This window comes from Streptomyces sp. Je 1-369 (genome assembly GCF_026810505.1).
Classification (GTDB): Bacteria; Actinomycetota; Actinomycetes; order Streptomycetales; family Streptomycetaceae; genus Streptomyces.
In genome coordinates this window covers 1,154,436-1,179,325 of record NZ_CP101750.1, presented here as the reverse complement: position 1 = coordinate 1,179,325, position 24,890 = coordinate 1,154,436, and the positions used below count along the sequence as shown (strand labels likewise).

Sequence of the window (24,890 nt, the reverse complement as noted above, 5' to 3'; positions counted from 1 at the left end):
AGTGCCTCAGTGAAGGAGGGCCGCGGCGAGGTGGCCGGCGGTCGCGGTGGCGGTCAGGGTGAGGGCGGGGCGCCGGTGGCCGTGCAGGAGCGCGGCGGTGGCGAGCAGCGCCGCGGCGGCCTCGGTGGCGGTGGTGGCGGTGGGGTGGGCGAGTCCGGCGAGCACGCACAGGTGCCAGGCATCCGAGATGTCCGTGAGGACGGTGCGGTCGCTCATGGCCGGAGCCCTTCGGCGACCTGAGCGATGGTGGCCAGAACGAGGCAGAACCCCGCGAGCGCCATTGCGAAGACACTCGCGACGTCGGCGAGCCAGTGCGTGCTGCGGTTGCCCCATGTGACGGCCGCGATGGCGGCGGCGAGGCCGACGGTGGCGAGGCAGATGAGGGCGAGGACGAGCCCGCCGACGGCGATCACGGTGTGCCCCCTTGGGCGAGGGCGGCGCGTACCTGCTTGGCGCGCGTCTGGCCGATGTGCAGTCCGGACTTGAGGGCGCGGATTGAGACGGGGCGGCCGTCGTGGGTACACCTGTACTCGGCGTCGAGTACGCGGGCGCGGGCCAGGAGCGGGTCCTCGTCGGCTGGCGTACCCGGGGGTGTACTCGGCTCGGGTACGGCGGGCGGAGGCTGGCCGGTTGCGGCCTGCTCGCGCTCCTCGGCGGCGCGCCGCTTGATGAGATCGACGATCTCCTCCGGGCCCGGGTCGGGCACGCGGGCATGTACCTGGGTACGGGGGTGCTCGGCCGCGCAAACTGGTTCGGGTGCGCGTACTTCGGGGTGTACCTCGGGCATGGGCGCGAGGTCGAGCGTGAGCGTTGCGGCAGGTGAAGGCGCGGGTACGGCGTCGGGTACGGGCTCAGGTACAGCGCTCAGCTCGGGCCGTTCGGCGGTGGACGGGTCGATGACCGGGCCCTCTCCCCACCGGCCCGCGCGCAGGGCGAGACCGGCCTGCGCCTCGGTGACGGGTACGCCGTACTCGGTGCACAGTGCCGCTAGTTCAGCGGGCCCGGCAGGCAGGTTCGCGCGGTGCACGAGGAGGATCGCCTCGATCGGGTCCATGCGCCGCAGCTGCTCGCCGGTCACACCGAGCGGGGTACGCGGGTACACCTCGGGTACGGGCTGCTGTACCCACGGGGAGACGACGGGTACGGTCCGCAGGTCGCCAGCGCTGCGCCGTCCGGCGAGCTGTTGCATGAGGGTGTGGCGCTGCTCGCCGTTGGTGGCCGCCCCGGAGCGGTCCAGGGCGGCCGCGAGCCGGGCCTTGCCCCACGGGCTGAGCCAGCGGCGGGCGCCGAGGCGTACGGCGCGCGCGGTGGCACGGTCGCGGGTGATCTGCTCCGCGGTACGGTTCCGCGTCGCCAGTCCCAGCCGGGACAGCAGCCGCTCGCGCAGCTCACGGCCGATCGTCGCGGGCAGCCCGGTAGAGAGTGCTTCGGGGCGGACGAGGCGGATCTCCAGGCCCATGGCAAGGTGCCAGAGCAGGCCGGCCATGACGGGGCCGATGACGGCGCGGACAGTGCCGCCGACGAGCCCGGACTCGGCGTAGCAAGGGATGACCAGCACGGCGGTGATCAGCCACATGAGGACGCCCGGTACGCCCGGGGTGCCGGCCTCGCCGTCGGTGGTGGTCACGGCCTTGTTGGCGCGGGCCATGACGGCGCAGGCGAGGAGCGCGAGCTCGGCGGCCGCGAACATGACGGCGCGCTCGGTGACGGCGGTCATACCGAGGTGGTGCTCGGCGAATCGCCAGGATGCGTCTGCGGAGTATGCCGTGCACACGAGCGCCCCGGCGGCGGCGACCACGACGGCCGCGGGCGGGCGGGGCATGGCGCGGATGGCCCGCCCGACGGCGTACGCAGTGAAGGCGGTGACACCGAGCGCCGCGGTGGCCGCCACGGTGGTCGGCCACGGGTGAGCGAGCGCCCACCCGTGGAGCTGATCAAGAGTCACAGTGGCTTCCTTCGGAGCCGTCCGGCTCGCAGCCGTGCACGCGGTCCTCGCCGGACTGCTGCTCGCGCCGGGCCTGCGCCTCGGCGTAGTCGTCGGCGGCGCGCTGGAGGAGCTCGGCGACGGAGGCCTGCGGGTCGGTGACGATGGGCTCGCTCATCACAGCCCCCGGGCAGCTGCGCGGAAGCGGAGCGCGTACTCGCCACGGGTCACGCCATCGATGGACGGCAGCGCGGCGTACAGCCGGTCGAGGCTCTCGCGGCTGACCACATCGGGCAGATGACCGAGGACCGTCTGGGCTGCGGTGTCGATGACGTGCTCGCAGTGCAGGTAAGTCATGGGCGCGGTGGCGTCCGCGTCGAGGAGCTCTGCCGCGGCGAGGGCGGTCTGTGCCGCGTAGGTGGGCTGCTCGAGGAGGACGCGGAGGGCTACGTCGACGGGGTCAGGTGCGGCGGGCTGTGTGTTCATGCGGGCACCGCCGTGGACACCTGGGCGGGGATGACGTGGATGGTGTCGAGGAACGTCGGGTCGGCGAGGCGGACGATGCGGAGCGGCTGGTCGTCGCGGTCGGCGATGGTCCACTCGTCGATGGCGGTGCCGGCCGCGCGGGCCTCGGCGATGTCGGCCTCGGTCTCCTGCAGCGTGCTGGTTCCCCAGGTGCTGCCGTAGCTGTCGAGGTTGAGGACGGTGCCGAGGCTGGGCTGTGGGGTGGAGTGATCGGTACGCTCCATGGCGGACCTGCTCCTTCTCGCGTTGTGGGTGGGTCCGGCCCCGGCCATACGGAGGTGCGAACTCCGGCCGGGGCCGTTTTGCACAGCAGCCGTGCTGCTTGCCCAGGACTGTAGGGGTCCCCTACAGTGCGGCGCAAGCGGCCCGCCGAAATGAAAGGGCCGGGATGAGCGACGAGGAGGTACGCCGCGTGTCGGACGCCCTTGACGCGGTCGAGCAGATCGCGGACTTGGAGCAGCGGGTCAGGGTGAAGAGCCAGGTGATGGCGACCCAGGCTGAGCGCAACAAGGAGTGGTCGCGTGAGCGGGATGAACTGATTCGTCACCTGGCTGCCGAGGAGGAGCTCTCGTACCGGCAGATCGCGGCACGCCTCAGCATCAAGCTCAGTACGGTGCAGGCGGTGTTCCGGGGTTACAAGGGGTCCGGGACGACGCGGCCGAAGAAGAGTGACGCGGAGGCGTAGCGGTGGATGATCTCGCGCGGCGGTGCGAAGAGCTCACCGAAGGGGAGCATCAATGTGGTCCACCCTGATCGCCGTACTCGGCACGCTCGGCGGAGCCGCCTTGGCCAGCCTCACCGCACACTGGACGGACCGCCGCGCCCGCGCCGCCGAGCAGAGGCAGCGAGTCCTGGACGCCACCGCGCAGCTGCTCGCCGCGGCCCTGGAGTACCGCCAGCAGTACTGGATTCAGGTCGCCGACCTGCGTGACGGCGTCCCTGTCGGCAGGGAGGCGCGGGTCGATCTGTATCGAGCGCGCTCGGCCGTCACGCAGGCTTTCGACCGCATGGCGCTCACCACGGCTGACGCAGGCCTGGCTGCCATCGCGGTTGAGGCCGCGTGGTCGGCCATCGACCTCGGTGACATTTCCCTGGGGAACGTGCGAGACGGTCGGTTCAGCGATGAGGTCGAAGATGCTCTTGCTGTGGGCCGGGAGCGGAGTCGGGACGCGCACACTGCGCTGCGTGATGCCGCCAGGACTCTTAGCTGATCTATGTGCCTGCCGCGCTTCCGGGCTGTCTTGCCGACCGGCCCGCGTGGCACTCCTGGTGCTGGAGCCGGTCGTCAATGATCTCGCCGAGCCGTACGCCGACCGGCCCGGCTACCGCGAGGAGTGGCGGCCGTAGCCGCGTGCATCGAAGCCCCTGTCTCGCGGGTCAAGGCAGGGGCTCCTTGCTGTGGTTCGGCTACCGGGCGAGCTGCGCCTTGACCGGTACGTTCGGGCACCGCGTCGCGTTCTCGGCGAGGGCGGCTTCCTCGCTCGGGTCGATGGCGAGCTTCCATCGGGTCTTGATGGCGATCCACTGGCTCACGTACTCGCAGCGGTTGCCATCGGCCGGCGGCATCCACGTGGCGGGGTCCTTGTCGGCCTTGGACCGGTTGGACTTCGCCGTGACGGCGATCAGCGCCCGCTCGTCACCGAGGTCGTTGGCGTAGGCCTGGCGCTCGGCCGCAGTCCAGCCCTTGGCCCCGGAATCCCAGGCCTCCGCGAGCGGTACCCGATGGTCAATATCGATCTTGGAAGGTCCCTCAACGTACTGGTCATCGTAGGCGGAGTACCAGCGGCCTCCGGAGAGCTTGCACTTCGCACCGCGCTCGGGGGCGGTGACCGCTTCGTCGAGCAGCACTTCGTTGCGGGTCGAGCAGCCGTCCTTGTCGGCGTCGACCCAGTGCTTGAACGAGGTCCGCTGGTAGCCGGTGCGGTCCTCCTCCTTGACGTGGAGGGCTTTGAGGGCGGACCGGAGGGGCCGCTCGACCGTCTTGCCCGGCTCAGCGGCCTGAGCGGGGGCGGCGGTGGGGATGGTGAGGCTGGCGACGGCGGCGAGCAGGACGGCGGCGCGGGTGATGGCGGGCACGGGTCTCCTCGAAGAGCGCGAATGGTCGCGTTCTTCGTAGCTAGCCAGGATGGGCCGACGTGCCGCGTATGCCGTTCGTGTCACCCGCGCGAGCGGTAAGTCAGATCGGCGTGAGCCGCGTCTAAGATCCGCTCGTGGCCGACATCACCGATGAACTGATCATGCTGGAACGATCCTCCGAAGAGGCACGCGCACGGCTCGCGGGCCTCGACGGCGAGGGATACGCGGAGCAGTGGCGCGCGTGGGCCGCCGCAGCCGAGGCATTCCAGGCGGCGGTCACAGCGCACGCCACGGAGACTGGGCAGCCGCGGCACGAGGTCGAGATGGCCGCGAAGAAGGCCGTGCGCCATGCCGACGAGGACCCGGTCGAGTAGGGCGCGGCTACTCGGAGCGCATGGCCACGGTGAACAGGAGCTCCCGCGCGTCGATGTCGTGGGGGATCGGGACGTCGTGCCCGTTGACGCAGGTGAGCGTCACGGGCGCGGTGTCGTCGTCGAGGTCTCCGCGGATCAGGTGGGAGTGCGTGGCGCTGCAGGTGGGGCAGTCCACCTCGGCGTAGTCGTGGCCGTGGGTGATCTGTCCGTGGATGGTGATCTCGACGCTCGCCATGGGGGGATCCTCTCGCGGGTGTGCTCGCGACGGTAGGCTGCGCCCTCGCTAGACTCGAACATGTGAACGATCCGATTCCGCTTACCCGCCTCGACCTACTGCGCTTCCTGGAGCGCGTACAGGAGCGGGACCTCGCGCGCACGCGCAAGTGGATCTCCGACGAGGAACGACGCGAAGCCGAGCGGGCCCGCGGCGAGCAGGCGCGGCCGCCGGTCCCCGACTGGATCGTCGAGCTCGGAATCGGGCAGGGCAGCCCGCCCATCGAGGTGCACCGCGGCGACTGTCACGCGGCGGGAAAGCGGCGCGGACCAGTGACGCGGGACGAGGCGCGGCGGGCGCTCGCGGACGGGATCCGGGCGTGCACGCACTGCAGGCCGGACACCGCGCTCGGCGTGCTGGACTGACGGGCCCGTCGCACCCTGGAGTCATGAGCGCTCCGATAGTCGTCCACCCGCCGCAGGGTAGTGGCGGCCGACGGGTGACCGTGCACGGGCAGATCGTCGGCCTCGCGCACGACGACCGGGACCTGTTGGAGTTCCTACGCCGCGCGGGCCTTCCAGACGCAGAGAGCCTGCTCGACGACTCGACATGGGTGCTGTGGCGGGGCGGGCGGGCGCACCACTACGAAGCGGCGTAGATCAGGCGCTATCCCTGCGTGGCTTGTACTGCTGCGGCCCGAAAGGCCTCCAGGGCGGTCAAGGTGTGTTGTCGTGCTGTACGGATCTGATCCGTCTGAGGGGCGTGGCTGTCGGGATCAAGCTTCCCGGCCAAGCGCCAACTCCATTTGTATAGCTCCTGCACAATGTTGCTGGCTGCGGAAGCCACGAACTGAGGACCTTCCAAGAAGATCACGACGCCTGATGACCGGGCGGTCACCAGATGCTCGTCGACCACGTTTAGAGCCTGCTGAAGATCTGCGCTGGCTGCGCTGGCTGCGCCGGCGTAGCACTTCTGGGCTGAATCTAGAGCGGATATCGCCGCAGAAACTGCGACCAGGTGAGCTGCATAGGCATCTCTGCGGACTTGCCTTCGCCAGTGATTGTGTTGCGACTGCGCTTGCTTGCGTCCGGTCACCGCAGCTGCCCCTACGGCGCCACCAGCGCCGACAGCGGCACCCAGTACTGCTGCCACAGCTCCCACCAATGCCACGTCTCCTGCATCCATGTCGCGCATTGTGACGGTTATCCACAGGCTCGCGTGGGGAGTTGGTGATCGCCGTAGCGTGCTGCTCCTGTGGATCACAAGGGGGGGCGTTATGCACAGGGTGGAGCTCACGCGTGCGGCCGACGAGGCGCTGTCCGCGATGCCGGACGACGTGCACGAGGAGACGCTGGCGCTCATCGACTCTGTGGCCGACGAGCGCGAGCACGGTGCCGGGCCGATGACGGCGGCCGGCGCCGTGCTGCGGGGGCGGTGCTTGATCGTCTACGCGGCGATCGGCGGTCTTCTGGTAGTGCTCGACGCGGGCAAAGCGGGATGACGGCCGTGGAGCTACGTTCCGTCAGACTGCTGCCACTTGCGCAGATACCTGGCGAACCAGCCCATCAGCTCGCTCGTAAGGTCAGACAATTTGGTCGTCAGGTCCCCCAGGTGGTCCTTCGAGATGGGATCAAATCGCGGGGACTCCTGACCTTTGGTATAGCGCATGGCCAGGTATGACGGTTCAGCAGGATTGCTCTGGTCCACGGACCAGGCTCCGTGCACGTAACCGTGTCGCCTCTCCAGCAGTGGTCCCACACGCGAGAGGAGCGGCACCAAGTCAGCGGACTCCTCATCGGTGACGTTGGGGTTTGCCTTGGCCAGGTCCTTGATCAGCTTTGTTGCCGCTGAGGCTGCGGCGCCATGGACCCAGAGGTGCGCGTATGAGCTTTCGGAAAGGCGTACCGCGATGAGTTGAAGCCGGAGCTCGAGGTCAGCTGCTGCACGGACCATGAGACCCAAGAGGGCGTACAGCTCCATGTCTTCGTCTCGCAGGTAGTTGGTCATCGGCCGAGTGTTGCAGGGCAGCGGGTCGGCCGTAGACGAATTCATGCCGCGACCACGCCGCCCTCCGTCCAGACCTGCCCGCATCCCGTGCAGTGCGCGAGCGGCTGCCGGCCTTCACCACCATGCACATCGATTGCACCGCCGCAATCGTGCCGCTGCTCCAGCGTGCGGCGTTGCGCGGCGATGTCGAGGGCCCGCTCCACCCGCCCGGCCGCGCCCGCAGCGACGACCGCGATGCGCCGCTCCTCCCGCTCGGGAAGCGCCGTGAACGGGCCAGCCGCCCGCGTCACGCGCGCCAGCAGCCACAGCGCGGCATACGGCGCCGTCCTGCACCCCGTGTACCGCCACCGCCGCGGGTCGAGCGCGTCCGCCCGCGCGAGCTGGTCGCGGCGTGCCCGGTCGGCGTCCGGCCATCCCCGCGGGGCGTACGCCATCGGGGACCGCTGTACGACGGCGGCGGTCTGGTCGGCGCAGTCGACGAGGGCGGCCTCGACGGCGCGCATCGTGTCGAGCACGGACAGGCGTACCGGGACCGGGCGTTCACCGAGGGCTTCGGGGTTGGAGTCGGCGCGCTCTGCGGCGCGGGCGAGGGCGGCGTCCATGAGGGCGCGGTCGGCGTCGAGGTCGTCGAGGCGGGCGAGGTAGCCGCGAAGGCCGAGCCCGAAGGCTCCGGCGATGACGGGGGTGCCTGCGGCTTCGTGTAGGTCGTGCCAGTGGACGGCGATGGTGCGGAGGTGTGTGGCGGTGGTGGTCATCGTGGGTGCTCCTGTGGTGCGCGGGAGGTACGGTGATCAGCACCTGAGGGGCGTGCCTGGTCTGGGGAGATCGTGGGCGCGCCCCTTTGCCGTGGGGCAGGTCAGAGGAACTTGAGCTCTGCGCTAGCCCACTTCACGCAGTACGCGTGTCGGCCAACGACGAGTGCGAGGCCGATGGTGGCCTTGCTGAACTGGTTGGCGTACTGGTTGCGGGTGAGGCGCAGGCCGCGGTCGGCGACGCGGTAGCGGTAGAACTTGGGCCGGTGGTACTCGGGGCGGTGGTTGAGCTCCCGGCCGAGGTCGTCGAAGTTCTGTCCGGTCATGGTCATTTCCTCCTCTGTGCGGGCCCGTACGGCGACTGCCATGCGGGCCGGTCCCTGCGCTTGGTGGGCTTCCCGTCGTTCTCGACGAGCCCCGCCTGGTGCAGCGTCTGGAAGGCTCGCGCCGCCTCGACCAGGAGCGGGCGGGCGGCCTCCGCGTACGCGTGCATGAGCGCGGTCATGGCGTCTTGGACTTCGTGGATGCGTTCGGTGATGCGGGTGATCTGCTGCTCGTCGTAGATCACGACGTTCGTGATGCCGTGGACGGGCTTCCATTCGTCGTCGACGAGCTGCTCAACACGGGTGGGCTCCACGGTCACTTCTCCTTCCGGAGGACGCGGTGCACGGCGCGGTAGTAGCGGTCGAGGGCGATGGAGACCCAGGGCGCGGCGAGGAAGAGGACGATGCAGCCGCCGAGGGTGATCAGGAACTGCACGGGTCACGGCTCCTTGGTCTGGCGGGTGATCCGGAGCCGCGGGCGGGCCGCGGCCGGGTGCTCGGCGGTGACGGTGTATCCGGCGGCCTGGAGCGCCTGCGCGTACCGGTCGAGGTGGTTCTGCTCGTCGGGTCCGTCGTGCCAGAGGCGGACGGTCTTGGGGCTGGCTTGGGTGGCGCGGTGGCCGGGCCTCCAGGCCCTTCCGGTCAGGGAGTTGGTGTGTCCTCGGGCGGTGAGGGCGCGAGCGACTTCTGCGGCGAAGACGCGTTGGTGCATGGCTACTCCGTGGTGTGGTCGGTGGGCGGGAGGAGTGCGGCGTGGAGCTCGGCGAGGCGTGCGTCCCACCAGCGGGACATCAAGGCGCCGAGCGGCGGGGGCCCGGCTTTCACCCACTGCTCGTACAGGGCGGTGACGCGGCTGATGTCCTGCTCGCTGGTTGCGTGGCACGTGCACATCTCGTCGCGGCACACGTTGATCGCGCTGAAGTCGTAGAGCGCGTTGTGCATCAGCTTGAGGCGGCGCTGTCCCGCGTGGATGGTGAGCCGTGCGGGCTTCTCGATGCGGAGTCCTTCGATGCTGATCTCGTCGTCCGCGACCGTGATTTTGGGGCCTTCGAGGCGAATGAACGCGTCGATCGCCGCGAACCCGACAGGCTCGGTCGCTGCGGCTGCTGCCGGGCGGGGCTGCTCGTCGAGGGCTGCGCGGACCATGGCGAGGGCGTGTGCACCGGCTGCTTCGCCGCTGCCCAGGAACGACATGCGCCAGTGCTCCTCGACCTCGCGCGCCCGCTTGATGGTGGCCTCGGCCTGCTCGGCGCGGACCATGTACCGGGTACCGAGCTGTGACGCAGCCTCCGCCCGCTGATCGGCTGACGCCGTGCCGTCCGCGGGCTCGTAGGTCTCGGCGAAGATGCCGGGCTTGCAGGGGTAGAACTCACCCTGCACGCCTCGGATGATCCAGTCGTCGAGGTCGGCGCGCATCGTCCCTTCGAGAGTCCGGATCTCGATGGAGTGCGGAGTGTCCCCGTCGTTCGTCGCGCACCGGTCAGGGTTCGAACAGGCGTAGATGGCCGTGGCTCCGCCGTTGAGTACCCAGTCGATGATCGATGTGGCGCCGTCGGCGGTGCCGTCCCATTGCGCGGCATCGATCTCTACGGGCTTCTTGCGGTAGCGGGCGGCGGTCATCGGTTCTTCCTCCGTGCTGCGCGCGCGAGGGCGCGGCGGGTCTGTCGGTTCGGGCGGGGGTCGGGTGCGTCGTCGTCGACCATCTGCTCGACGCGGACGAGTTCGGTCTGCCAGGTGCCGCCAGGGCGGGGCGCGCGTTCGCCGTGGGGCGTGGACGACGGGCCAGTCACTGCCCGTCCTTCCTGAGTGATGGCGCCACGCGCCGGGTGGCCTTCTCCAGGCTCTTGGCGAGGTCTTCCATCGCTTGCTCCGCGCTCTCTCCGTCCGCGACCTTCACGGCGAGCGCGATGCCGTTGATGGCGCCGGACAGGAACCACGTCGCGGGGGCCTCGGCCGGATCGGTGGACAGTCCGCGCTGGAACTCGGCGGCGATGGCCTTCAGGTGGGTACGTGTTCGGGCGTCGAGCGTCATGCGGCGTTGCTCCTCGGAGTGCGGGTCGGGCAGGTGTCCTCGTGGTCGGCGCCACGGCTGACGAACCCCTCGGCGCAGCAGGCCGAGTTGAGCTCGGCCGTGGGGTCGGGCTCGGTGTCGGGTGGCAGGGTGCAGTCGGGCCCGTGGACGGTGCCGCCGGAGTGCCGCCAGACCGAGCAGCACGGGACGAGGGGGTCGGCGCCCTGGCAGGCGGCGCGGCGGGCCTGCTCGTGCTCGACGAGGACTCGGCGGTGATTGCCGTAGTCCCGCTGTGCGGACCAGGCGAGGACAGCTGCGACGTACACGACGGGCACGGCCCACAGGGGCGTGTTGGTGGTGGCGAGGTAGGCCGCGGTGCCGCTGCTGAGGGTGGCGCCGGCGGTGAGGCCGCGGGCGCGGCGGAGGTAGTGCGTCACGGCTGCACCTCCGGGGCAATCAGCTCGACGGCGGCGTCCAGGCCGTCGTCCAGGCCCCGGATGTAGTCGGGCGTCCATGTCGGCCGCCGGGGGATGAAGTGCTTGCGTGGTCGGTCGGCGAGTTCTTCGGCGTGCTGTCGCATGACCTCCTTGGCCGCGTGCTTGGCCTGTTCGGGGGTGTGTGGGACGGAGAGGAGGCCGATGAGGATGGCTTCGATGGTCTTGCTCATGTGGTGCTCCTTGGCGTGTGCGGCTCTGTACGGCCCGTGGGGGCGCTGGTGCGGGTGCGGGCGAAGTCCCGGGCGTTGCGGCGCCCAAGGGCCCATGACGGGCGCCTGGCGCGTCTGCGTGCGGCGTTCCAGGCCCACGTGAGGGCGGCCGCTGCGCCGAGCGTGAGGAGCGTGGCCAGCGCGGCGCCCGCGGCGATCCAGATGCCGAGCACGACGAAGAACCGGTCGAGGACGCCGATCACGGTGACTCCGGCGGGTGCTCGGTCTGCTGCGCCTCGTCGGCCATGAGGGCAGCGATGATCAGCCCTCGGTATTCCAGGGCGGTGCGGTTCAGGACGAGCTCCGACTCCAGGACGTGGCGGACGCGCTGGACCGTCGCAAGTTGGCGCTCGGCCTCCGACTCGGCTTCGTGCAGCACGGCGGCCCGGTCGGCGGGCGCGGGGAGGACGGCCAGCACCGCGTCGGCGTTGTCGCGGTAGTGCTGCTGGGTGTCGGTGCTGAGGGTGTCCCACGGGTGTCCGTCGTCGGCGGCGATGGCCTGCGCGATGCGGTCCCGGTCGACGGGCGCAGACAGCGCGGCCGGGTGCTCGGTCTCGAAGGAGAGCATCGAGTCGAGCAGCTTCCGGACGGCGGGCGTCTCCTCGTCGGCGGTCAGGTCAGCGGCGTGACTGTCCAGGGCGGACGCGGCCACCCAGGCACCGCGGCCGGGCGACTCACGCCAGCGGGCGGCGATGACGTCGGCGTGGTGTGCGAGGAGCGCGGCGAGCTGGTCGCGGTTGAGCGTGATGCGGCCCGCGGGTGCGGGCGGCGCGGCGGCCTCGGCGCGGGCGCGGCGGATCAGCTCATCGAGCGCGCCCTTCGTGCCGGGGTAGCCCTTGGCGATCACGAAGTTCCGGAGGTGCTCGGTCGGCATCTCGACCTCGCAGTCGAGCCCGCAGTGCGTGTGGTCGCCGCGGGTGTGGTCGCGCTCGGTCTCCAGGCGGTCGGTGCGCTGCTCGTCGGTCTCGGGCGATGCGGCCTCGGAGTCGGTGAGCGCCGCGTCGATGGCCTCGACGAGCGCGGTGCGGGCCTCTGCGGGCATGTCGGGCGCGTACGCGAAGTGAATGCGGGCGGCGGGCCGGCCGTCGAGGTCGACGCCGAGTGTGTGCTCGGTGGACGGGACGAGGCCGTCGGCGCCGAGGCGGACGGCCCACTCGCCCACGGGCGCCGCGGGGATCATCAGCTCGTGGATCTGGCGAGCTGCCTCGGTCAGGCCGGCGTGGTCCAGGAGGTCGCCCCAGGTGGCCTCATCGCCGTCGGCGTGCAGGTGCGGGACGTAGGAGTTCCGCAGGGAGGTAGCGATCTCCTCGACGGTCGGCAGGTGAACCAGAGCGGAGAGGGCGAGCCCGGCTTCGGTGCGGAGGTCGTCGTCGGTGTACGGCGTCTCGGTCATGGTCTGCTCCAGGTGGGGTGTGGTGTTCTGGTGGTACGGTCGCCCCTGGTTCCGACAGGGACGACCGTGCTGTCGTTCACGCCGTGGCGTCGAAGTCGAGGACCCCCTGCGCGAACCGCTCCTTAGCGAGGTCGTGGTAGGCGGCGTTGAGGTCGATCCCGATGTACTTCCGGCCAAGCTGCCGGGCTGCGGCGCCGGTCGTGCCGGAGCCGCTGAAGGGGTCGAGCACGGTCCCGCCGGGGCGGCAGCCGGCCTTGATGCAGCGAAGCGGCAGATCGATCGGGAACGTCGCGAAGTGCGCGGCCGGATACGGGCGGGTGCTCATCGACCACACGTCGCCAGGGTTCCGGCCGCGAGCGTGCGGCCCGGTGTAAGAGCCCGTGCCGGTGCGCTGGTGGTTGAGGTCCCGGGCGCGGAATGCGTTGGCCCCGGCAGTCCGATCCGGCGCCGAGTGCGGCTCGCGGACTGCGTCCAAGTCGAAGGCATAGCGCGGCGACTTGGTGAGCAGGAAGAGGTGCTCATGCCGGGATGAAAGTCGATCGCGGACGGATTCGGGCATCGCGTTCGGCTTGTCCCAGATGATCTCGTTCCGGAGAATCCAGTCGTCGTCTTGGAGCGCGAACGCGACGCGCCACGGGATGCCGATCAGCTGCTTCGCGGACAGCCCGCCGCCACTCTTCCCTCCGCTCCCGGCGGGCGTTGTCAGGTGGTTGCTGCGCCCGTTCAGGCTGTTGACCTTGGACTCGCTGCCCTTGGGACTGCATACGTAGCTGTCCCCCAGGTTGAGCCACAGCGTCCCGTCCTCAGCGAGCACACGCCGCGCCTCGGCGAACAGGGCCCGCATCGTCTCGACGTACTCGGCCGGCGTCGCCTCCGCCCCGTACTGGCCGGGTGTGCCGTAGTCGCGGAGCCCGTAGTACGGGGGGCTGGTGACGATGCAGTCGACCGAGGTGTCAGGCAGCGTGCGCAGGACGTAGAGAGCGTCGCCAAGCAGCAACGTCACGTGATCGTCCTGGTAGTAGGGCGGTGGGCTGGCCATGTCCTGCTCCTGGTGGTGTCGGGTCGGGCGGGTGGTCACTCGCTGGTCTCGGCCGCGCCCCACGCCTCGCACGCGGCGTCGAGGGCCTCGTCGTGCTCCCAGGTGTGGCCGATCAGCCCGCCGTCCCACGCCGCCTGGCCGAAGTTGTGGAAGTGGCCGGCGCCGATCTTGCGGGCGATGACCTTCTGCGTGGCCTCCACGACGGCGGCCGGGCTGGCGTACCCGTACACCGGCAGCGACGTCGGGTACTCGTTGGAGCCGTCGGCCTTCAGCTCGGCGAACAGCCACTGCGGACCACGCTCCGGTTCTCCCTGCTCCGCCTCGGCGCCCGTGTGCCACTCCCAGATCAGCAGCAGGCCGTGCGGCCACGCGGCGTCCGCGGGGACGTCCTCGTCGTCGGAGGTGATGGTGCCGCTCGGGTCGAGGGTGGTCACGGCGTTCAGGTAGCAGTACGTGCCGCGGGTCTCCCCGTCGTCCGTCCAGCTGTGGTCAGTGAGCGGGATGCCAGCGGCGGTGAGTGCCTCGGTGACGGCGGTGATGTACGGGTCGTGGGGCAGGGGCTTGGTCATGGTGATCTCCGTTGCGTTCGCGTTGGGTTGGTCGCGCGGGGCTGGCTGTATCCGGATGTGCGCGCGGCTAGGCGGCGTTGGTGTTGGTCTCGTTCGCGATGAGGCGGAGGTGGCGGCGTTCGGCGTCGCGGGTGTCCTCGTCCCAGGCCCAGTCGGTGAGGGCGGTGAGGAGGTCTGCGCGGTGCTGGGCTTGCTGGATGGGTGTCCAGGTGGCTGGGGGGCGTGAGGGGCCTTCTGGGGCGTGTTGGGGCTGTGCGTGTCCGAAGGTGCCGGTGGGGATCTCTTCGGCGGCGAGACGGTCGTACGCGGTCATCCGGCGTCTCCCTGGCGATCTCGGTGGCGGTCTGCTTCGGCGGCGGCGTCGAGGGCGGCCATGCGCTGCTGGAAGGACGGGGGCGTCGGTGTGGGAGGTGTGGCGCCGCCTCCGGGCAGGCCGACGAGAAACGTGCCCTGAGTGGGCGGTTGGGTTCGTTCGCGGGCAAGCCAGGTGACCCAGAGGGGGCCGAAGTCGGCCGCGTGGGTGGCCTTGGCGGTGTGATGGCGTACGAACTTCGCGGTGGCCGTGGCGGCGCTGGCGGGGCCGAGGCGGTCGAGGTCGGCTTTCGCGCTGTCGAGGTCGGCGTGGCTGGGGTGCCAGTCGGGGGTGATCAGAGAGTGAGCGGCTTCGTCTCGCGCGCTACTACGGTCACTTCTCTCTCTACCTGAACCACTACTACGGGTGCGGGCCGGGACGGGCCGGGACGGGGCAGCGTCTCTAGTACCGTCTCGCGACGCGTCTCGTGACGCGTTTGTAGACGCGTCTACATCCGGGGTGCTGCCGGGTGGGTCCGGGTCGGGCGTGGCGCCCTGCTTCTTCTGCCGCCACCGCTGCTGACGTGCAGTCCTCTGTGCCCGGTCGGCCCGAACCTGCTCGGCGGTGGGGTTGTACTCGTGGTAGTCGTGGATCTTCCAACCGACACCATCGACGACGTCGAACAGGCCAGCCTCGACGAGCTCTTTCGCGCGCGCTCGTGTCGCCCTCACGTCGGCTACGAGTCGCAGTTCTGCCGTCTTGATGACGCCGTCGGTGAGATTCTCGGCGGACCAGCAGATCGCGGAGACGTAGAGACGGAACGCTCCATCGCTCAGGAGGCGCACCTTCCGGTTCGAGGGGAACCGGTCGTCGAATCGTGCCCAGGGCATCGGTGCTTCTTTCGGTTGGGCGCCATGCGGCGTGATGTTGCGGAAGCGATACGGCAAGATCCGGGCCCCGGAGCGGCCGCTGGGGCCGCCCCGGAGCGCGGTCACCTCACGTACTCGTTGCGGCGGCGGTCCGCGACCGCACGCTTGTGGGCCTTCAGCTCGTCCTCGGTGGGCTTCGTCTCCGTGATGTCCAGAAGCGCGGCGTCGGGGCGCTGCGGGCCCTCGCCGACCTCGTCGAGCGTTCCGTCGATCTGCCGGCCCCTCCACATGGCTCGCTTGGCGTCGGCCAGGGCGGCGGCGTCCTCGGTGCTGCGGGCGACCTCGCACTCGGTGACGCGGACCTTGACCTGTGGGTCCTTGTCCTCGCCGTCGGCGTGCCCGGTGTAGCTCTTGGAGGTGAGCGCGACGATCGCGTATACGGTCGTGCCGGGCCTCTCGAACAGGCCGCGGCGCTGTTCGCGAGAGAGCGACGCTTCGATGTGCGCGGCGCCGGAGTCGAGCTTGACCTCGGGGACATCGACGGAGCTGAGCTTGGGCATGTGCTGTTCCTTTCGGGTGGTGCTACTTGCGGCGTGGCTTGGTGAGGGAGTGGTGGAGGGCGGCGTACTGGCGCCGTGCCTGCTCGCGGACTTCGGGGACTGGGCAGGAGTCGCGGCGGTGTCGTTGTGCGCGGATGACGAGCTGCTCGGTCTCGGCGTAGCCGACGGCGTCCTCTGCGTGGCCGCAGGGGCAGGTGAAGTCGGCGGCGGCGAGGGACTTGGCCTTGGCGTTGTCGAGGCGGACGCGGATGCCGTAACCGGGGTGTGGGTTGCCGATCGTCGGCCCCAACCCGTTCACGCGATCGCTCCGCGGCGCTTCAACTGGCGCCATACGGCAAAGCGTTCGGGTCCGGTGAGGGCGGCGACGACGCCGTGCCGGTTGTCGGGGTGGCGTGCGCCTTCGTGGCGGATGATGTCGCGCAGGCAGGTGCGGTAGACGGGGCAGTGTTCGCAGACGGCCTTGGCGGCGGCGATGTCCGCGGGGATGGTGCCGGGGAACATGACCTCGGGCTTGACGGCTGTGCAGGCGCCGCGCCTGCGCCAGTCGTCGGCGGTGGGGGTGTCGGGGGTGGCGCGCTGGTAGGTGGTGTGGCGGATCATCGGGCGGTCACCGCCTCGCGGTCCGGCCAGACGGCTCCGGCGAGAGCTTCGGCCTGTCGCTCCGGGAGGTCTGCAAGGGGGTGACCAAGCCAGTGGTAGCCCGCGGCAGCGAGCGCGAACCCGTCGCACTCATCCGCCGCTCCAGGGCCCTCGAAGGTACGGCCGAAGGTCTGCTCTGCGGCAGCCCGCATCTGCGCCTTGGACGCCTTGCCGTACCCGGCGAAGAACAGCTTCAGCGAGGACGGCGGGACGATGGCGTACGGGATCTCGCGGCGCCACAGCCAGTGCTGCACCATGACGCGCAGTCCCGCGAGTTCCTCGTGTCCACCCTGCCCGGCGTGGCCGAAGGAGGGGCCTTCGAGGACGACGAGGTCGGCGTTCTTGAGGAAGGAGCCGATCTCCTCCATGAGGTACGCGAGGCGAGGGTTGCCGCGCAGGGCGGCCTTGGGCTTGATGTAGTCGGTCCACTCGGCGGAGCCGATGCCGGTGCAGCGGAGGGAGAGGTCGCCGCCGATGACGAGGGGCCGGGGCCCGGCCGCCGTGGTGGTGGCCGGGGTCTCGGTGTCGACGAGGGTGGGAGCGGTCACTGGGTACCGTCCTCGTCGGGCCAGATGATGCGGGGCTCGATACGGACCGCGCGGCCGTCGCGGACCACGACGCGCCACAGGTCGGTGTTCTCGTCGCCCTCACAGTCCAGGCGGCCGGTGAACGTGTGGCCGGGGAACAGGTCGATGCAGCGCTGTACCTGTTCGACGAGATCGCGTGCCCGGTACTCGTCGATGTGCCGCATGACGAAGGCCGTCCCGGTACGGCGGACGAGAGTGCCCTCGTCGGTGTCGACGGAGCTCTCCTCGACACGGAGGTCGAGGTCGATATCCACCGCGCCGTACCGGCCGCGCCCGACAGGCTCGAAAGGGCTGGCCTGGATCTCGTTCCAGGTGAGGGGCGGCCCGATAGTGAACTCGCCTTGGACGTGCGTGGTGTAGCCCATGGTCAATCCCCCTTGATCTTCCGGCTGGTCTTGCGGGTGTTGGTGAGGCCGAGAGCGTCGAGGAGGTCCGCGCGGTCGGAGGCGTCGACGGCGCGCTCGTCGACCAAGTCGCTGACCTTCTCGGCCTGCTCGGCGGTGATGCGGCCGGTGCAGACGGCGTCGACGCCGTCGATGTCGAGGTGGCCGACTCGGCGAGTGGTGGTCACTGGTCACCTGCCGTGGTCGTCCCGCACGTCCAGCAAGTGCGGCTGCCGTCGGTGTGGATGGCGTGGAACGTCTCGCGCTGTTCGGCGCCGCAGAACGCGAAGTCGTTGGCTTCGATGTCGCCGTCCTCGATCGCCTCGGCGAGGGCCTGCTCGTCGAGCAGCTCGGGCGACTCGTCGGTCGGCGGGAAGGACGGCTCGGCGCGGTGGCGGCCGGTCCCGTGGAAGAGGCGCCGCATGACGGCGAGGGGGCTCATGCGACACCTCCGCGGAACGTGTCCGAGCGGCGCTTCTGCCAGTTCGCGCCTGCCTCGACCGCCGGGGCGGTGAGGCCGAGGACGTCGTCGAGGCGGGTCTGGAGCCGGGTCAGGTCACGGGACCCGCGGGCGAGGTCGGCTCGGTAGCGGACGCAGGCGCGGATCAGGCGGTCGATGCGGTCGGCCTGCTCCTCGATGTCCGCGTCGTGCGCGGCTTCAGCGGCGGTCAGCCGCTCGACCTGTTCGGCGAGGATCGTGTTGCGGCCCGCGGTGCGGATGGCGGCTGCCTCCGCTTCGGCGGCCGCGGTGAGTGCGGCATCGCGCTCGGCTTCGGCGCGCTGGAGACGGGCGTGCAGTTCATGCACGAGCCAGTCCCGTCGGCGCCGGATGGTGAGGCCCCACATCAGCGGTCACCTGCCTGGCGCGGGGCCGGGATGAGCGGCCAGGACCCGTCGATCACTTTGTTCGGGTCGCCGCCCTGCTCCGGCGTCGCCTTCTTCCGGAACCAGTCCTGCAAGCTCGCCTGCTGCTCCGCACGCCAGGCCTTCTGCGCGGCGAACAGCTGCTGCGGACCCATCGCACCGAGCTGGCGCGAGAACTTCGCGAACTGCGCCTCGGCGATCAGCAGGGCCGCCAGCGCGTCGGCCTCCGCGGTGTGCCAGTCCTCCAGCTCCACGCCGTACCGCTCTGCGGTGGGCTTGAGCTTCCGCATGCCCGTGCCCTTGACGTACTTGTCGACTTGCTTGTCGATGACGTGCGGGTCCACCAGGGGCAGCGCGGACACGCCGGGGAGCCGCTCGGTCATCGACGGCAGCCCGTTGCGCGCCAGCTCGCAGGCCAGGACCGTCCAGTCGAAGCTGAGGTTGAACGCAATGAGCGGCATGCCATACCGCAGGGCAGCGGTCAGGTTCCCGGCGATGTCGTCGAGGGCTTCCTTCGGGTCGGCACCCTCAGCGGCCTGCGCGTCGTCGATGCCGTGGACCTCGGTGGCTTCGGCGGGGATCGGGATGCCGGGGTTGATGAGCCAGGACATGACCTTGTCGTCCCGGCCGCCGCCGCGTACGACGAGGGCCGCGGTGACGATGCGGTCCTGGGTCGGGTCGGGGCCGGTGGTCTCGGTGTCGAAGGCGGTCTTGCGGATGGTGGCGAAGGTCATCGGATCTCACCGGCCTTGACCGCGGTGAGGAACGCGGTGAGGCGTTCGGCCGAGGCGGTGGCGGGCATCAGTCCGCCGTTGTGCTCGGAGAACTTGGCCTCGACCTGCTCGGTGGTCCATCCGCGCGGCCCGGCGGCGGCGATGATCTGGAACCAGAGGCCTTCAACGTCGTCGTCCTCGACGACCTCGACGTCGTGCACCTCGTCGTCGGCCTCGTCCGGGACCGACGTCGTCGGATCCGGGGCGGGGGGCGGGGCAGGAGGCTCGCTCTTGCGGGGCGCGCCGAGCTCGGCAGCCCGCGCGGTAAGCGCGTCGCCGACCTCCTTCGTCATGTGCCCGGCCTTCGCGGCCTGCTTGAAGATCTGCCTTACCTCGTCGGCCGTGTCCGCCACAGACGCCAGCTGGACGTAGTCAGGGCGGGGCGCCTCAAGGGCCGCTCGCTGCGGACCGCCTGCGAGCGCTGGACCGGCCGCGCTACCCGACATCAGGGCGGCCGGGGTCACGGCCACGTCGATCGTCGGGACCATCCAGTGGTGCGTTTTCCCGTCACGCTTCGCGGTGCGCTGCTCCAGGCCGAGGAACGCCTCGACGTAGCCGCCGGCCTGCGCCAGCAGCTCGGCCACGCCGGGCAGTTCGAGGGCCGCGTAGTAGCCGTGGGACTCCAGGCGCCACACGCCGACGCCCTCGATCTCGGAGAGGACGACGTTCAGGCGGGTGGTGGGCTTGCACTGCCGCTGCTCGGGGTCCGGGCCGCAGATGCACGGCCGGTCCTTCAGCAGCTCGGTGACGCCGTCGCAGCGGCGCTGGCAGCCGCCGCCGGACCACAGCTCGAAGTACTGGGTGACGGGCTGCGGCGGCACGTGGATGGGCATGCGCTTGGCGTCGGTGATGACCTCGTACTGTGCGGCGCCGCCCTCGGGGGTCCATGGGGCGACGGTGCCGCCGTACTTCGCGGCGACCCGGTCGAGCAGCTCGCGCGATGGGGAGGTCAGGCGGAAGCGGTCGAGCTTCGCCGGGCGGGTGCCGCCCTTGGCTGTGGCGACCTTCTGCCCGATGCGGATGCGGCCCAACTCGCGGAGCCGTTGCTGGAGAACAAGGATCGGCATCAGGCAGCCGTCCCTTCTGCGAGGTCGGGCAGCGTGAGCGGGGCGCCGACGACGGACTTGGACAACACGCGCTGGAACTCGGCGAGGGCCTGCACGTGGCGGAACGCCTCGTACACGTCGTCGCCGCACTTCAGCGGCATCGGGCGGTAGCCCTCGGGGCGCAGGTGCAGGACGATCCCGACGTCGTGCACCTTGGGCATGGGCATCTGTGTGCCGTCACGGAGCCAAGCGACCTCAGCGCGGCGGTACGCGGCCATCTGCGCCCCGGCTTCGGGGTAGACGCCTTTCTCGTCGAGCTCGCCGCCGGTCTTGGTGTCGCCGACGAACAGCGTCGTGACGGGCACCTTCAGCGCGGCCGCGACGCGGGGTGAGCGGAAGAGGTAGTCGAGCGTTCCAGCCCACCCGTCGGTGAGGTTCCCGACGACCATCTCGGAGGCCTCGAAGGTGATCTCCCACTCGTCGACGAAGCGGAGGAACTGATCGACGAACGGGGCGATCTCGTCGTCGGTGAGGAAGGACTCCGGGACCGGCTGGCCGAGGACGTGCGCCTCGATGACGTCGTGGACGGCGCCGCCGATCTCGGCGCGCTCGTTCTTCTTGCGGATGTGGCCCTTGCGGAGCCAGTCGTAGGCCTCCTCCCGGTCGGCGGGGCGCAGCGAGGCAGCGACGAGCTTGGGGAGCGTGGCGAACGCATCCTGCGCGGTGAGGTTCGCGGCCCAGAACACGAGCTGTGGCTTCGGGAACCCCTGCGACAGGATCGTGGTGACGCGGCGGAGCTTGATGTCGGTGCCGGGGACGCGGTACCAGCCCTGCGAGGGGCGGGGGATCCGGTCGGGGCCGGCGGCCGGGGCCGAAGCCCCGGCCTGCGCGGTCGTCGTCATCCGGCATCACCGCGCTTCGGCGGCTTGACCCCGGCCACGTCCCACCACGCCTGAGCGTCACGGTGCGGGAGGCCGCTGTCGGCCTCGCCGTCGAGCGGAGCGCCCATCGCGGTCGCGGCGGCGAGGGCGAGTGTCGCGCGGACCTGCGCCGCGGCGAGGACTTCGGCGGTGCCGTCGTCGAGCACGAGTGCGCCGCTGTCTGTCGTGCAGGTCGCGAGGATGCGCTCGGCCTCCAGGTAGTGCTCGGGTCCGGTCGCCATCAGGCACCGCCCTTCGAGTTCGTGGGAGGGGAGTTGAGAGCATCGGCCCGTGCTGTGTCGGCTGGCCGGGCCCAGCCCCCCGCAGGGGCAAGCAGCCCCTGCGAGAGGGCCTTGAACACCGCCTGCGCACCGGTCTTGGCCCCCAGCCGCCGGTAGAGCCGCCGTTTGTGCGTCTTGATCGTGTCCTCGCTCAGACACATGCGTCGCGCGGTCTCGAGGCTGGTTTCACCTGCGGCGATTGCCTGGAGCACCGCCGCCGTCTGCGGGCTTAGCGACGTGGCTGTCAGCGTGACGTTGCGCCTGGCCGCCTCGATCTGCGTCGAGAGCTGGTCGGCCAGGTCCTGCGTCTGCCTGACGGTCAGGGGCAGGTTGAGGTGCGTGGCGGCTCGGGACACGTGCTGGCGGTAGAAGTCGTTGCGGTTCATCGGTGCCCCCTGGCGGGGTGGTAGGTGCGGCGGCCGTCGACGTCCACCGGCCGGAGGAGACCTCGCTGGCTGAGCGAGCGGAGCTCCTTCCGGGCGGTGTTGCGGTGGCAGCTCCACGTCGTGGTGGCGAGCAGCTGCGCGGCGCGCTGCGTGGTGATGGGGCCGGACTCGCGCTGTATGGCGGTGAGGAGCCAGGCGCGGCGCGTGGTCTGGTCAGGCACGGCGGTCCTCCCGCGTCGCGAGGGTGTAGTAGCGGCCGTCGACCGGGCCGTGCTCGACGAGGTGGCCTCGGCCGTGGAGCTCGGCGAGGTCGTGGCGGGCGGTGCCGCGCTGCGCGGTCTGCCCCCGGCGGCGACGCATGTCCTGCACGCGGCTGGTGGTCCAGCGGCCGCCGTGGGTGCGGATGGTGTCGAGCAGCTGCTCCAGGCGGCGCTCGCGGGCGGAGTCGCGCGTCGGCTTCGGGGCGAGCCAGGCGGCGACCTTGTCGCGCGCCTCCGTGTCGAAGAACAGCGCGACCGGGCGGCCGTCGGCGGCGACGGCGCCCACGATGAGGACGGGCGGGTCCTCGGGGGCGGGCTCCATCGCGGTGTCGAAGCGGTCCACGATCAGCGGGTCGGTGGTGTCCGTCTCGGGCAGCAGTTCCGGAGTGGCCGTCGCCGCCGGTGTGACGGTGGCCTTCCCCACGACCGTGCCGAGCTGATCGGCGTGCCCGTCAAGGATGAGTGCCGCGCGCAGGAGGCCCTCCCGCACTCCGGACGCGTCTGCCGGGGTCTCCTCACGCTCGACACGTCGGAGGGTCGCGGCCTGCTTTCGGAGGGCCTCAGCCTCGTAGGCGAAGGCCAGACGGTACGCCTCGTGAGCGTCGAGCCGCAACGACAGCGCGACGTGCAGTTCCATGGCGGCGCTCATCCGACATCACCGCCCCGACTGTTCGCGAGCGGCGTGATGCCTCGCTCGGCACGGAACTCGGCGATCGCCGCGTAGCAGCACACCGGCTCGCCCTCGACACTGTGCTCGTCCTGCCGGGTCGACTCGTCGGCCGCCTCGTCGGCGGTCAGCGCCTCGAACTCCGAGCGGCAGTGCGTGCACAGGGTGATGTCGTCAGCAGTGAACGCCGCCCCGTAGCCGGGGTAGTTCGCGGCGAGGAACTTCTGCACGGCGGGCCAGACCTCGGACCGCATCGCAGCGGTCTCGTCCGCGTAGTCCGTCGTGTCCCAGAACGCTCTGACAGGACCGGTGATGGTCAGGCGGCCGTTGATCTTCGCGGGCTTCTTCACGCGGCACCTGCCTCACGCTGGCCCGGCACCGGACGCGGCGCCGTCAGCAGCGCGAGCCGGTCCCGCAGCCGCGCAACCTGCTCCCCGTACACCGGGATCACCCCGTCGTCCGCGACCTCCGCCAGCAGCTCGGCGACCCGCTCGTCCCGCTCATGCGCGGCGTGCGAGTCCGAGCCCTGGTGGGCGGCAGACCGGGCCAACTCGGCGATGTACCGCAGGTCGTCGAGGAGGCTCTTGCCGTCCTCGTCAGCCGCCTGCGCGAGGCCGAGGACCACCGCGGTGAGGTAGTGCGACACGTCGATCCCGACCCCGGTCGGGCGGGCGTCCACGTGGATACGGAAAGGCCCGGTGACGGGCGTGCGGTCGGCGCTCATTCGTCGGCCTCCTCGTCGTACGCGGAGGCGATCTCGACCGGGGTCACGACGTAGCCCGTCGGGTTCCACGTCGAGGACTCGTGGGTGCCGTACTCGTACAGCTCCTCGGACTCGCCCGGCTCGGGCCCCCCGTCGTCGCCCTCGCGCCACGGGCCGTCCGGCCGCCACTCGAACGTGGCAACGGGGTTTTCGCGGCGGGCGACTGTCTCGCAGTGCCTGCGGGCCACCTTGCGGCTGGCGTACGTGCCGAGGGTGATGCCGGAGTCCGGGTGCTCGGCCCGGTACGCGAACCGCTGCGCCTCAGCGGCGGGCTCGTCCTCGCGGAGGGCCTGCGTGGGCGCCAGGAGCCGCGTCAGCCGATCCGCCGACCGGTCCGACGCCCGGGCCCGCAGCGCCTGCACCGCGTCGTCGAGCGCCTCATTCGTCGAGTGCCGCTCCGCCTCCAACTCGGCGACCCGAGCCCGAAGACGCTCCAACTCCGCTGCGCCGCCCTCCGGAACGAGCATCCCCAGACCGAGCAGAGTCTCCGCAGCCTGCGACCCCACCTCCTCGGCCGACAACGCCCACGCCGCCCACATGTGTCGGCGCGCTCGCGCCAGCAACTCCTCGCGCGTCATGCCGCCACCCCGCACGCGTCCGCAGCCGCCTCCAGCACCGCAACCGCCGACTCCGTCGTACGACCCTCGACATCACCCCACGAGTCCACGTGCCAGGCGAGCGCCAACTCGTCCTCGGCGTACGGCCCCAGCTCGTTCACGAGCAGGCGGTGCGCGAGCGCCGCAATCGCAGCCTTCGACAGATCGGAGGGCAGATGCGGATCGCCCGTCGTCGCGCAGTTCAGTGCGGCCACGATCGACATCGGCCGCTCGGCGTGCGGGGTCGTCAGCTCACGGTTGAACGTGTCCGGGATCAGATCCCCCTGGTGCAGACCGTTCGCGGCGAGAATCCGAGCCGCAGCCCGCTCCACCTCGCGGACGGTCCTCGGCGTGCGGGCGGGGAGGGTGAAGCCGGTGACGAGCACCGGACGCCGATCTCCTCGCGGGAGATCAGTAGGCTGTGTGGTCATCGGTGACCTCGTTTCTCTTGTGGTGAGGCGCCGTAGTCGTGGGGTCGCTCAGGCCGGGAAGTCGGAGCGGCCTCGCGGCGCATTTCTTGGGATGAGTCAGCTGGTGACGGGGCGCCTGCGGCGCGTCGGCCGTGACCGGCCCGTGCGCGGGTCTCCCGCCGAGCGGGCCTCGTGGATACCGCTGCGCTGCACGCGGTCCGTGACGATCCGTCCGCGCTCACCGTTCCGGCCGCACAGCTCCGGCCGCGTCACCAGAAGGCGACGCAGCCAGGAGACGCTGCACTTCAGGACGTAGGCGGTCTCCTGGACCGTCATGTACTCCTGGTCCGGGTCGGCGGGGGCGGTGGGGACCCCGTACTTCTCGTAGGCCCTGGTGGCCATCGTCATGTCCCTTCTTGGGGAACCGCCTCGGTGGGGCGAGGGCTGAGGCGTTCATCAGTGGTGTCGAGGGCCGCGCGGAGAGCGATGTAGAGCGGGGGGCTCATGCGGTCACGGGTGCCGTTTTCGAGGTGGCAGAGGTAGCGGCGGCTGAGTCCCGCCGCTGCTGCCAGCTGCTTGCGCGTCATCCCCGCCTGCATGCGCTCCGTGCGGATCGCGTCTCCGTCGACCGTGTAGGTCAGCGGTTGGTGCATGCCAGGAAGTTAGCCTCAGTTAGCCCTG

At 70.7% G+C, this 24,890-nt stretch carries 53 protein-coding genes; 7 read left to right on the top strand and 46 right to left on the bottom strand.

Annotated elements, in window-relative coordinates:
- Positions 1-6: 6 nt before the first annotated feature.
- The 6 genes from NOO62_RS05345 to NOO62_RS05320 are packed head-to-tail and all read right to left on the bottom strand — an operon-like array spanning position 7 to position 2,673.
- Positions 7-216 (bottom strand): hypothetical protein, encoded by a 210-nt coding sequence (locus NOO62_RS05345; protein WP_268769745.1) that lies wholly within the window; start codon positions 214-216, stop codon positions 7-9.
- A complete protein-coding gene (locus NOO62_RS05340) occupies positions 213-413 on the bottom strand; it encodes a hypothetical protein (protein ID WP_268769744.1) in 201 nt (66 codons plus the stop codon). The genes NOO62_RS05345 and NOO62_RS05340 overlap by 4 nt, the downstream gene beginning before the upstream one ends.
- A complete protein-coding gene (locus NOO62_RS05335; protein ID WP_268769743.1) occupies positions 410-1,945 on the bottom strand; it encodes a hypothetical protein in 1,536 nt (511 codons plus the stop codon). The genes NOO62_RS05340 and NOO62_RS05335 overlap by 4 nt, the downstream gene beginning before the upstream one ends.
- The gene (locus NOO62_RS05330; RefSeq protein WP_268769742.1) at positions 1,935-2,102 is read right to left on the bottom strand and encodes a hypothetical protein; all 168 of its coding nucleotides are present in this window, start codon (positions 2,100-2,102) and stop codon (positions 1,935-1,937) included. The genes NOO62_RS05335 and NOO62_RS05330 overlap by 11 nt, the downstream gene beginning before the upstream one ends.
- Positions 2,102-2,410 (bottom strand): hypothetical protein, encoded by a 309-nt coding sequence (locus tag NOO62_RS05325; protein WP_268769741.1) that lies wholly within the window; start codon positions 2,408-2,410, stop codon positions 2,102-2,104. The genes NOO62_RS05330 and NOO62_RS05325 overlap by 1 nt, the downstream gene beginning before the upstream one ends.
- The gene (locus NOO62_RS05320) at positions 2,407-2,673 is read right to left on the bottom strand and encodes a hypothetical protein (RefSeq protein WP_268769740.1); all 267 of its coding nucleotides are present in this window, start codon (positions 2,671-2,673) and stop codon (positions 2,407-2,409) included. Before NOO62_RS05320 ends, NOO62_RS05325 begins: the two co-directional genes overlap by 4 nt.
- 164 nt (positions 2,674-2,837) lie before the next feature.
- On the opposite strand from NOO62_RS05320, the gene NOO62_RS05315 reads away from it, so the two are divergent.
- From NOO62_RS05315 to NOO62_RS39235, 3 genes are read left to right on the top strand one after another with little or no spacing between them, the layout of a single operon-like run.
- A complete protein-coding gene (locus tag NOO62_RS05315) occupies positions 2,838-3,134 on the top strand; it encodes a hypothetical protein (RefSeq protein WP_268769739.1) in 297 nt (98 codons plus the stop codon).
- 52 nt (positions 3,135-3,186) lie between these two features.
- The gene (locus tag NOO62_RS05310) at positions 3,187-3,660 is read left to right on the top strand and encodes a hypothetical protein (protein ID WP_268769738.1); all 474 of its coding nucleotides are present in this window, start codon (positions 3,187-3,189) and stop codon (positions 3,658-3,660) included.
- Entirely contained in the window at positions 3,572-3,796 is a 225-nt protein-coding gene (locus NOO62_RS39235; protein ID WP_414930766.1) for a DUF6221 family protein, read from the top strand. The genes NOO62_RS05310 and NOO62_RS39235 overlap by 89 nt, the downstream gene beginning before the upstream one ends.
- A 60-nt stretch (positions 3,797-3,856) precedes the next feature.
- Here the strand turns inward: NOO62_RS39235 and NOO62_RS05300 are convergent, their stop codons facing one another.
- Positions 3,857-4,525 (bottom strand): HNH endonuclease family protein, encoded by a 669-nt coding sequence (locus tag NOO62_RS05300; protein WP_268769736.1) that lies wholly within the window; start codon positions 4,523-4,525, stop codon positions 3,857-3,859.
- Between the two features lie 134 nt (positions 4,526-4,659).
- On the opposite strand from NOO62_RS05300, the gene NOO62_RS05295 reads away from it, so the two are divergent.
- The gene (locus NOO62_RS05295; RefSeq protein WP_268769735.1) at positions 4,660-4,899 is read left to right on the top strand and encodes a hypothetical protein; all 240 of its coding nucleotides are present in this window, start codon (positions 4,660-4,662) and stop codon (positions 4,897-4,899) included.
- Positions 4,900-4,906: 7 nt separating this feature from the next.
- On the opposite strand, the gene NOO62_RS05290 is transcribed toward NOO62_RS05295, so the two are convergent.
- Complete coding sequence (locus NOO62_RS05290) at positions 4,907-5,134, bottom strand: hypothetical protein (protein WP_268769734.1); 228 nt, start codon at positions 5,132-5,134, stop codon at positions 4,907-4,909.
- A gap of 62 nt (positions 5,135-5,196) precedes the next feature.
- Between NOO62_RS05290 and NOO62_RS05285 the strand changes: the two genes are divergently transcribed.
- Both NOO62_RS05285 and NOO62_RS05280 read left to right on the top strand, forming a co-directional pair.
- Entirely contained in the window at positions 5,197-5,538 is a 342-nt protein-coding gene (locus NOO62_RS05285) for a DUF6233 domain-containing protein (protein ID WP_268769733.1), read from the top strand.
- Positions 5,539-5,561: 23 nt separating this feature from the next.
- Complete coding sequence (locus tag NOO62_RS05280; RefSeq protein ID WP_268769732.1) at positions 5,562-5,771, top strand: hypothetical protein; 210 nt, start codon at positions 5,562-5,564, stop codon at positions 5,769-5,771.
- A gap of 8 nt (positions 5,772-5,779) precedes the next feature.
- On the opposite strand, the gene NOO62_RS05275 is transcribed toward NOO62_RS05280, so the two are convergent.
- The gene (locus NOO62_RS05275) at positions 5,780-6,298 is read right to left on the bottom strand and encodes a hypothetical protein (protein WP_268769731.1); all 519 of its coding nucleotides are present in this window, start codon (positions 6,296-6,298) and stop codon (positions 5,780-5,782) included.
- Positions 6,299-6,389: 91 nt separating this feature from the next.
- On the opposite strand from NOO62_RS05275, the gene NOO62_RS05270 reads away from it, so the two are divergent.
- Positions 6,390-6,614: a hypothetical protein gene (locus NOO62_RS05270; RefSeq protein ID WP_268769730.1), complete on the top strand. Its 225-nt coding sequence runs from the start codon at positions 6,390-6,392 to the stop codon at positions 6,612-6,614.
- An 11-nt stretch (positions 6,615-6,625) separates the two neighbouring features.
- Here the strand turns inward: NOO62_RS05270 and NOO62_RS05265 are convergent, their stop codons facing one another.
- The 37 genes from NOO62_RS05265 to NOO62_RS05085 all read right to left on the bottom strand — a co-directional run bounded on the left by NOO62_RS05265 (position 6,626) and on the right by NOO62_RS05085 (position 24,862).
- A complete protein-coding gene (locus NOO62_RS05265) occupies positions 6,626-7,120 on the bottom strand; it encodes a hypothetical protein (RefSeq protein ID WP_268769729.1) in 495 nt (164 codons plus the stop codon).
- A gap of 41 nt (positions 7,121-7,161) precedes the next feature.
- Positions 7,162-7,875, bottom strand: a complete 714-nt coding sequence (locus NOO62_RS05260; protein ID WP_268769728.1) for a hypothetical protein — start codon at positions 7,873-7,875, stop codon at positions 7,162-7,164.
- A gap of 101 nt (positions 7,876-7,976) precedes the next feature.
- Entirely contained in the window at positions 7,977-8,198 is a 222-nt protein-coding gene (locus tag NOO62_RS05255; RefSeq protein ID WP_268769727.1) for a hypothetical protein, read from the bottom strand.
- 2 nt (positions 8,199-8,200) lie between these two features.
- Positions 8,201-8,509, bottom strand: coding sequence for a hypothetical protein (locus tag NOO62_RS05250; RefSeq protein ID WP_268769726.1), 309 nt, complete (start codon positions 8,507-8,509; stop codon positions 8,201-8,203).
- A 125-nt stretch (positions 8,510-8,634) separates the two neighbouring features.
- The gene (locus NOO62_RS05245) at positions 8,635-8,907 is read right to left on the bottom strand and encodes a hypothetical protein (protein ID WP_268769725.1); all 273 of its coding nucleotides are present in this window, start codon (positions 8,905-8,907) and stop codon (positions 8,635-8,637) included.
- A 2-nt stretch (positions 8,908-8,909) separates the two neighbouring features.
- Positions 8,910-9,815 carry a hypothetical protein gene (locus NOO62_RS05240; RefSeq protein ID WP_268769724.1) on the bottom strand — a complete coding sequence of 302 codons (906 nt, stop codon included), beginning with the start codon at positions 9,813-9,815 and terminating at the stop codon, positions 8,910-8,912.
- The gene (locus tag NOO62_RS05235) at positions 9,812-9,985 is read right to left on the bottom strand and encodes a hypothetical protein (protein WP_268769723.1); all 174 of its coding nucleotides are present in this window, start codon (positions 9,983-9,985) and stop codon (positions 9,812-9,814) included. Before NOO62_RS05235 ends, NOO62_RS05240 begins: the two co-directional genes overlap by 4 nt.
- Entirely contained in the window at positions 9,982-10,227 is a 246-nt protein-coding gene (locus tag NOO62_RS05230) for a hypothetical protein (protein ID WP_268769722.1), read from the bottom strand. Before NOO62_RS05230 ends, NOO62_RS05235 begins: the two co-directional genes overlap by 4 nt.
- Positions 10,224-10,643: a hypothetical protein gene (locus NOO62_RS05225; protein WP_268769721.1), complete on the bottom strand. Its 420-nt coding sequence runs from the start codon at positions 10,641-10,643 to the stop codon at positions 10,224-10,226. Before NOO62_RS05225 ends, NOO62_RS05230 begins: the two co-directional genes overlap by 4 nt.
- Positions 10,640-10,873 (bottom strand): hypothetical protein, encoded by a 234-nt coding sequence (locus NOO62_RS05220; RefSeq protein WP_268769720.1) that lies wholly within the window; start codon positions 10,871-10,873, stop codon positions 10,640-10,642. The genes NOO62_RS05225 and NOO62_RS05220 overlap by 4 nt, the downstream gene beginning before the upstream one ends.
- On the bottom strand, positions 10,870-11,115 hold the full coding sequence (locus NOO62_RS05215) for a hypothetical protein (protein ID WP_268769719.1): 246 nt from the start codon (positions 11,113-11,115) through the stop codon (positions 10,870-10,872). Before NOO62_RS05215 ends, NOO62_RS05220 begins: the two co-directional genes overlap by 4 nt.
- On the bottom strand, positions 11,112-12,305 hold the full coding sequence (locus NOO62_RS05210; protein WP_268769718.1) for a hypothetical protein: 1,194 nt from the start codon (positions 12,303-12,305) through the stop codon (positions 11,112-11,114). Before NOO62_RS05210 ends, NOO62_RS05215 begins: the two co-directional genes overlap by 4 nt.
- A 76-nt stretch (positions 12,306-12,381) precedes the next feature.
- Complete coding sequence (locus NOO62_RS05205) at positions 12,382-13,344, bottom strand: DNA-methyltransferase (RefSeq protein WP_268769717.1); 963 nt, start codon at positions 13,342-13,344, stop codon at positions 12,382-12,384.
- 35 nt (positions 13,345-13,379) lie between these two features.
- Positions 13,380-13,913, bottom strand: coding sequence for a hypothetical protein (locus NOO62_RS05200; RefSeq protein WP_268769716.1), 534 nt, complete (start codon positions 13,911-13,913; stop codon positions 13,380-13,382).
- A gap of 67 nt (positions 13,914-13,980) precedes the next feature.
- Positions 13,981-14,226: a hypothetical protein gene (locus NOO62_RS05195; protein ID WP_268769715.1), complete on the bottom strand. Its 246-nt coding sequence runs from the start codon at positions 14,224-14,226 to the stop codon at positions 13,981-13,983.
- Positions 14,223-15,095, bottom strand: a complete 873-nt coding sequence (locus NOO62_RS05190) for a hypothetical protein (protein WP_268769714.1) — start codon at positions 15,093-15,095, stop codon at positions 14,223-14,225. The genes NOO62_RS05195 and NOO62_RS05190 overlap by 4 nt, the downstream gene beginning before the upstream one ends.
- Positions 15,096-15,196: 101 nt before the next feature.
- Positions 15,197-15,634, bottom strand: coding sequence for a hypothetical protein (locus NOO62_RS05185; protein WP_268769713.1), 438 nt, complete (start codon positions 15,632-15,634; stop codon positions 15,197-15,199).
- Between the two features lie 22 nt (positions 15,635-15,656).
- Positions 15,657-15,932: a hypothetical protein gene (locus NOO62_RS05180; protein WP_268769712.1), complete on the bottom strand. Its 276-nt coding sequence runs from the start codon at positions 15,930-15,932 to the stop codon at positions 15,657-15,659.
- Positions 15,929-16,234, bottom strand: a complete 306-nt coding sequence (locus NOO62_RS05175) for a WhiB family transcriptional regulator (RefSeq protein WP_268769711.1) — start codon at positions 16,232-16,234, stop codon at positions 15,929-15,931. The genes NOO62_RS05180 and NOO62_RS05175 overlap by 4 nt, the downstream gene beginning before the upstream one ends.
- On the bottom strand, positions 16,231-16,821 hold the full coding sequence (locus tag NOO62_RS05170; protein WP_268769710.1) for a hypothetical protein: 591 nt from the start codon (positions 16,819-16,821) through the stop codon (positions 16,231-16,233). The genes NOO62_RS05175 and NOO62_RS05170 overlap by 4 nt, the downstream gene beginning before the upstream one ends.
- Positions 16,818-17,225, bottom strand: coding sequence for a DUF6205 family protein (locus NOO62_RS05165; RefSeq protein WP_268769709.1), 408 nt, complete (start codon positions 17,223-17,225; stop codon positions 16,818-16,820). The genes NOO62_RS05170 and NOO62_RS05165 overlap by 4 nt, the downstream gene beginning before the upstream one ends.
- 2 nt (positions 17,226-17,227) lie before the next feature.
- On the bottom strand, positions 17,228-17,431 hold the full coding sequence (locus NOO62_RS05160) for a hypothetical protein (protein ID WP_268769708.1): 204 nt from the start codon (positions 17,429-17,431) through the stop codon (positions 17,228-17,230).
- Positions 17,428-17,685 carry a hypothetical protein gene (locus tag NOO62_RS05155; protein WP_268769707.1) on the bottom strand — a complete coding sequence of 86 codons (258 nt, stop codon included), beginning with the start codon at positions 17,683-17,685 and terminating at the stop codon, positions 17,428-17,430. The genes NOO62_RS05160 and NOO62_RS05155 overlap by 4 nt, the downstream gene beginning before the upstream one ends.
- Positions 17,682-18,089, bottom strand: a complete 408-nt coding sequence (locus NOO62_RS05150; RefSeq protein ID WP_268769706.1) for a hypothetical protein — start codon at positions 18,087-18,089, stop codon at positions 17,682-17,684. Before NOO62_RS05150 ends, NOO62_RS05155 begins: the two co-directional genes overlap by 4 nt.
- On the bottom strand, positions 18,089-18,841 hold the full coding sequence (locus tag NOO62_RS05145) for an exonuclease domain-containing protein (RefSeq protein WP_268769705.1): 753 nt from the start codon (positions 18,839-18,841) through the stop codon (positions 18,089-18,091). Before NOO62_RS05145 ends, NOO62_RS05150 begins: the two co-directional genes overlap by 1 nt.
- The gene (locus tag NOO62_RS05140) at positions 18,838-19,947 is read right to left on the bottom strand and encodes a hypothetical protein (RefSeq protein WP_268769704.1); all 1,110 of its coding nucleotides are present in this window, start codon (positions 19,945-19,947) and stop codon (positions 18,838-18,840) included. Before NOO62_RS05140 ends, NOO62_RS05145 begins: the two co-directional genes overlap by 4 nt.
- On the bottom strand, positions 19,947-20,828 hold the full coding sequence (locus NOO62_RS05135) for a hypothetical protein (RefSeq protein WP_268769703.1): 882 nt from the start codon (positions 20,826-20,828) through the stop codon (positions 19,947-19,949). Before NOO62_RS05135 ends, NOO62_RS05140 begins: the two co-directional genes overlap by 1 nt.
- Positions 20,825-21,088: a hypothetical protein gene (locus NOO62_RS05130; protein ID WP_268769702.1), complete on the bottom strand. Its 264-nt coding sequence runs from the start codon at positions 21,086-21,088 to the stop codon at positions 20,825-20,827. The genes NOO62_RS05135 and NOO62_RS05130 overlap by 4 nt, the downstream gene beginning before the upstream one ends.
- Positions 21,088-21,513: a response regulator transcription factor gene (locus NOO62_RS05125; protein WP_268769701.1), complete on the bottom strand. Its 426-nt coding sequence runs from the start codon at positions 21,511-21,513 to the stop codon at positions 21,088-21,090. The genes NOO62_RS05130 and NOO62_RS05125 overlap by 1 nt, the downstream gene beginning before the upstream one ends.
- Entirely contained in the window at positions 21,510-21,734 is a 225-nt protein-coding gene (locus NOO62_RS05120; RefSeq protein ID WP_268769700.1) for a hypothetical protein, read from the bottom strand. The genes NOO62_RS05125 and NOO62_RS05120 overlap by 4 nt, the downstream gene beginning before the upstream one ends.
- Positions 21,727-22,422 (bottom strand): hypothetical protein, encoded by a 696-nt coding sequence (locus tag NOO62_RS05115; protein ID WP_268769699.1) that lies wholly within the window; start codon positions 22,420-22,422, stop codon positions 21,727-21,729. Before NOO62_RS05115 ends, NOO62_RS05120 begins: the two co-directional genes overlap by 8 nt.
- Complete coding sequence (locus NOO62_RS05110) at positions 22,419-22,790, bottom strand: hypothetical protein (protein ID WP_268769698.1); 372 nt, start codon at positions 22,788-22,790, stop codon at positions 22,419-22,421. The genes NOO62_RS05115 and NOO62_RS05110 overlap by 4 nt, the downstream gene beginning before the upstream one ends.
- Entirely contained in the window at positions 22,787-23,164 is a 378-nt protein-coding gene (locus NOO62_RS05105) for a hypothetical protein (RefSeq protein WP_268769697.1), read from the bottom strand. The genes NOO62_RS05110 and NOO62_RS05105 overlap by 4 nt, the downstream gene beginning before the upstream one ends.
- Positions 23,161-23,781: a hypothetical protein gene (locus tag NOO62_RS05100; protein WP_268769696.1), complete on the bottom strand. Its 621-nt coding sequence runs from the start codon at positions 23,779-23,781 to the stop codon at positions 23,161-23,163. Before NOO62_RS05100 ends, NOO62_RS05105 begins: the two co-directional genes overlap by 4 nt.
- Positions 23,778-24,185: a hypothetical protein gene (locus NOO62_RS05095; RefSeq protein WP_268769695.1), complete on the bottom strand. Its 408-nt coding sequence runs from the start codon at positions 24,183-24,185 to the stop codon at positions 23,778-23,780. The genes NOO62_RS05100 and NOO62_RS05095 overlap by 4 nt, the downstream gene beginning before the upstream one ends.
- Positions 24,186-24,326: 141 nt before the next feature.
- Complete coding sequence (locus NOO62_RS05090) at positions 24,327-24,617, bottom strand: DNA-binding protein (protein ID WP_268769694.1); 291 nt, start codon at positions 24,615-24,617, stop codon at positions 24,327-24,329.
- On the bottom strand, positions 24,614-24,862 hold the full coding sequence (locus NOO62_RS05085) for a helix-turn-helix domain-containing protein (protein WP_268769693.1): 249 nt from the start codon (positions 24,860-24,862) through the stop codon (positions 24,614-24,616). The genes NOO62_RS05090 and NOO62_RS05085 overlap by 4 nt, the downstream gene beginning before the upstream one ends.
- Between the last annotated feature and the right edge of the window lie 28 nt (positions 24,863-24,890).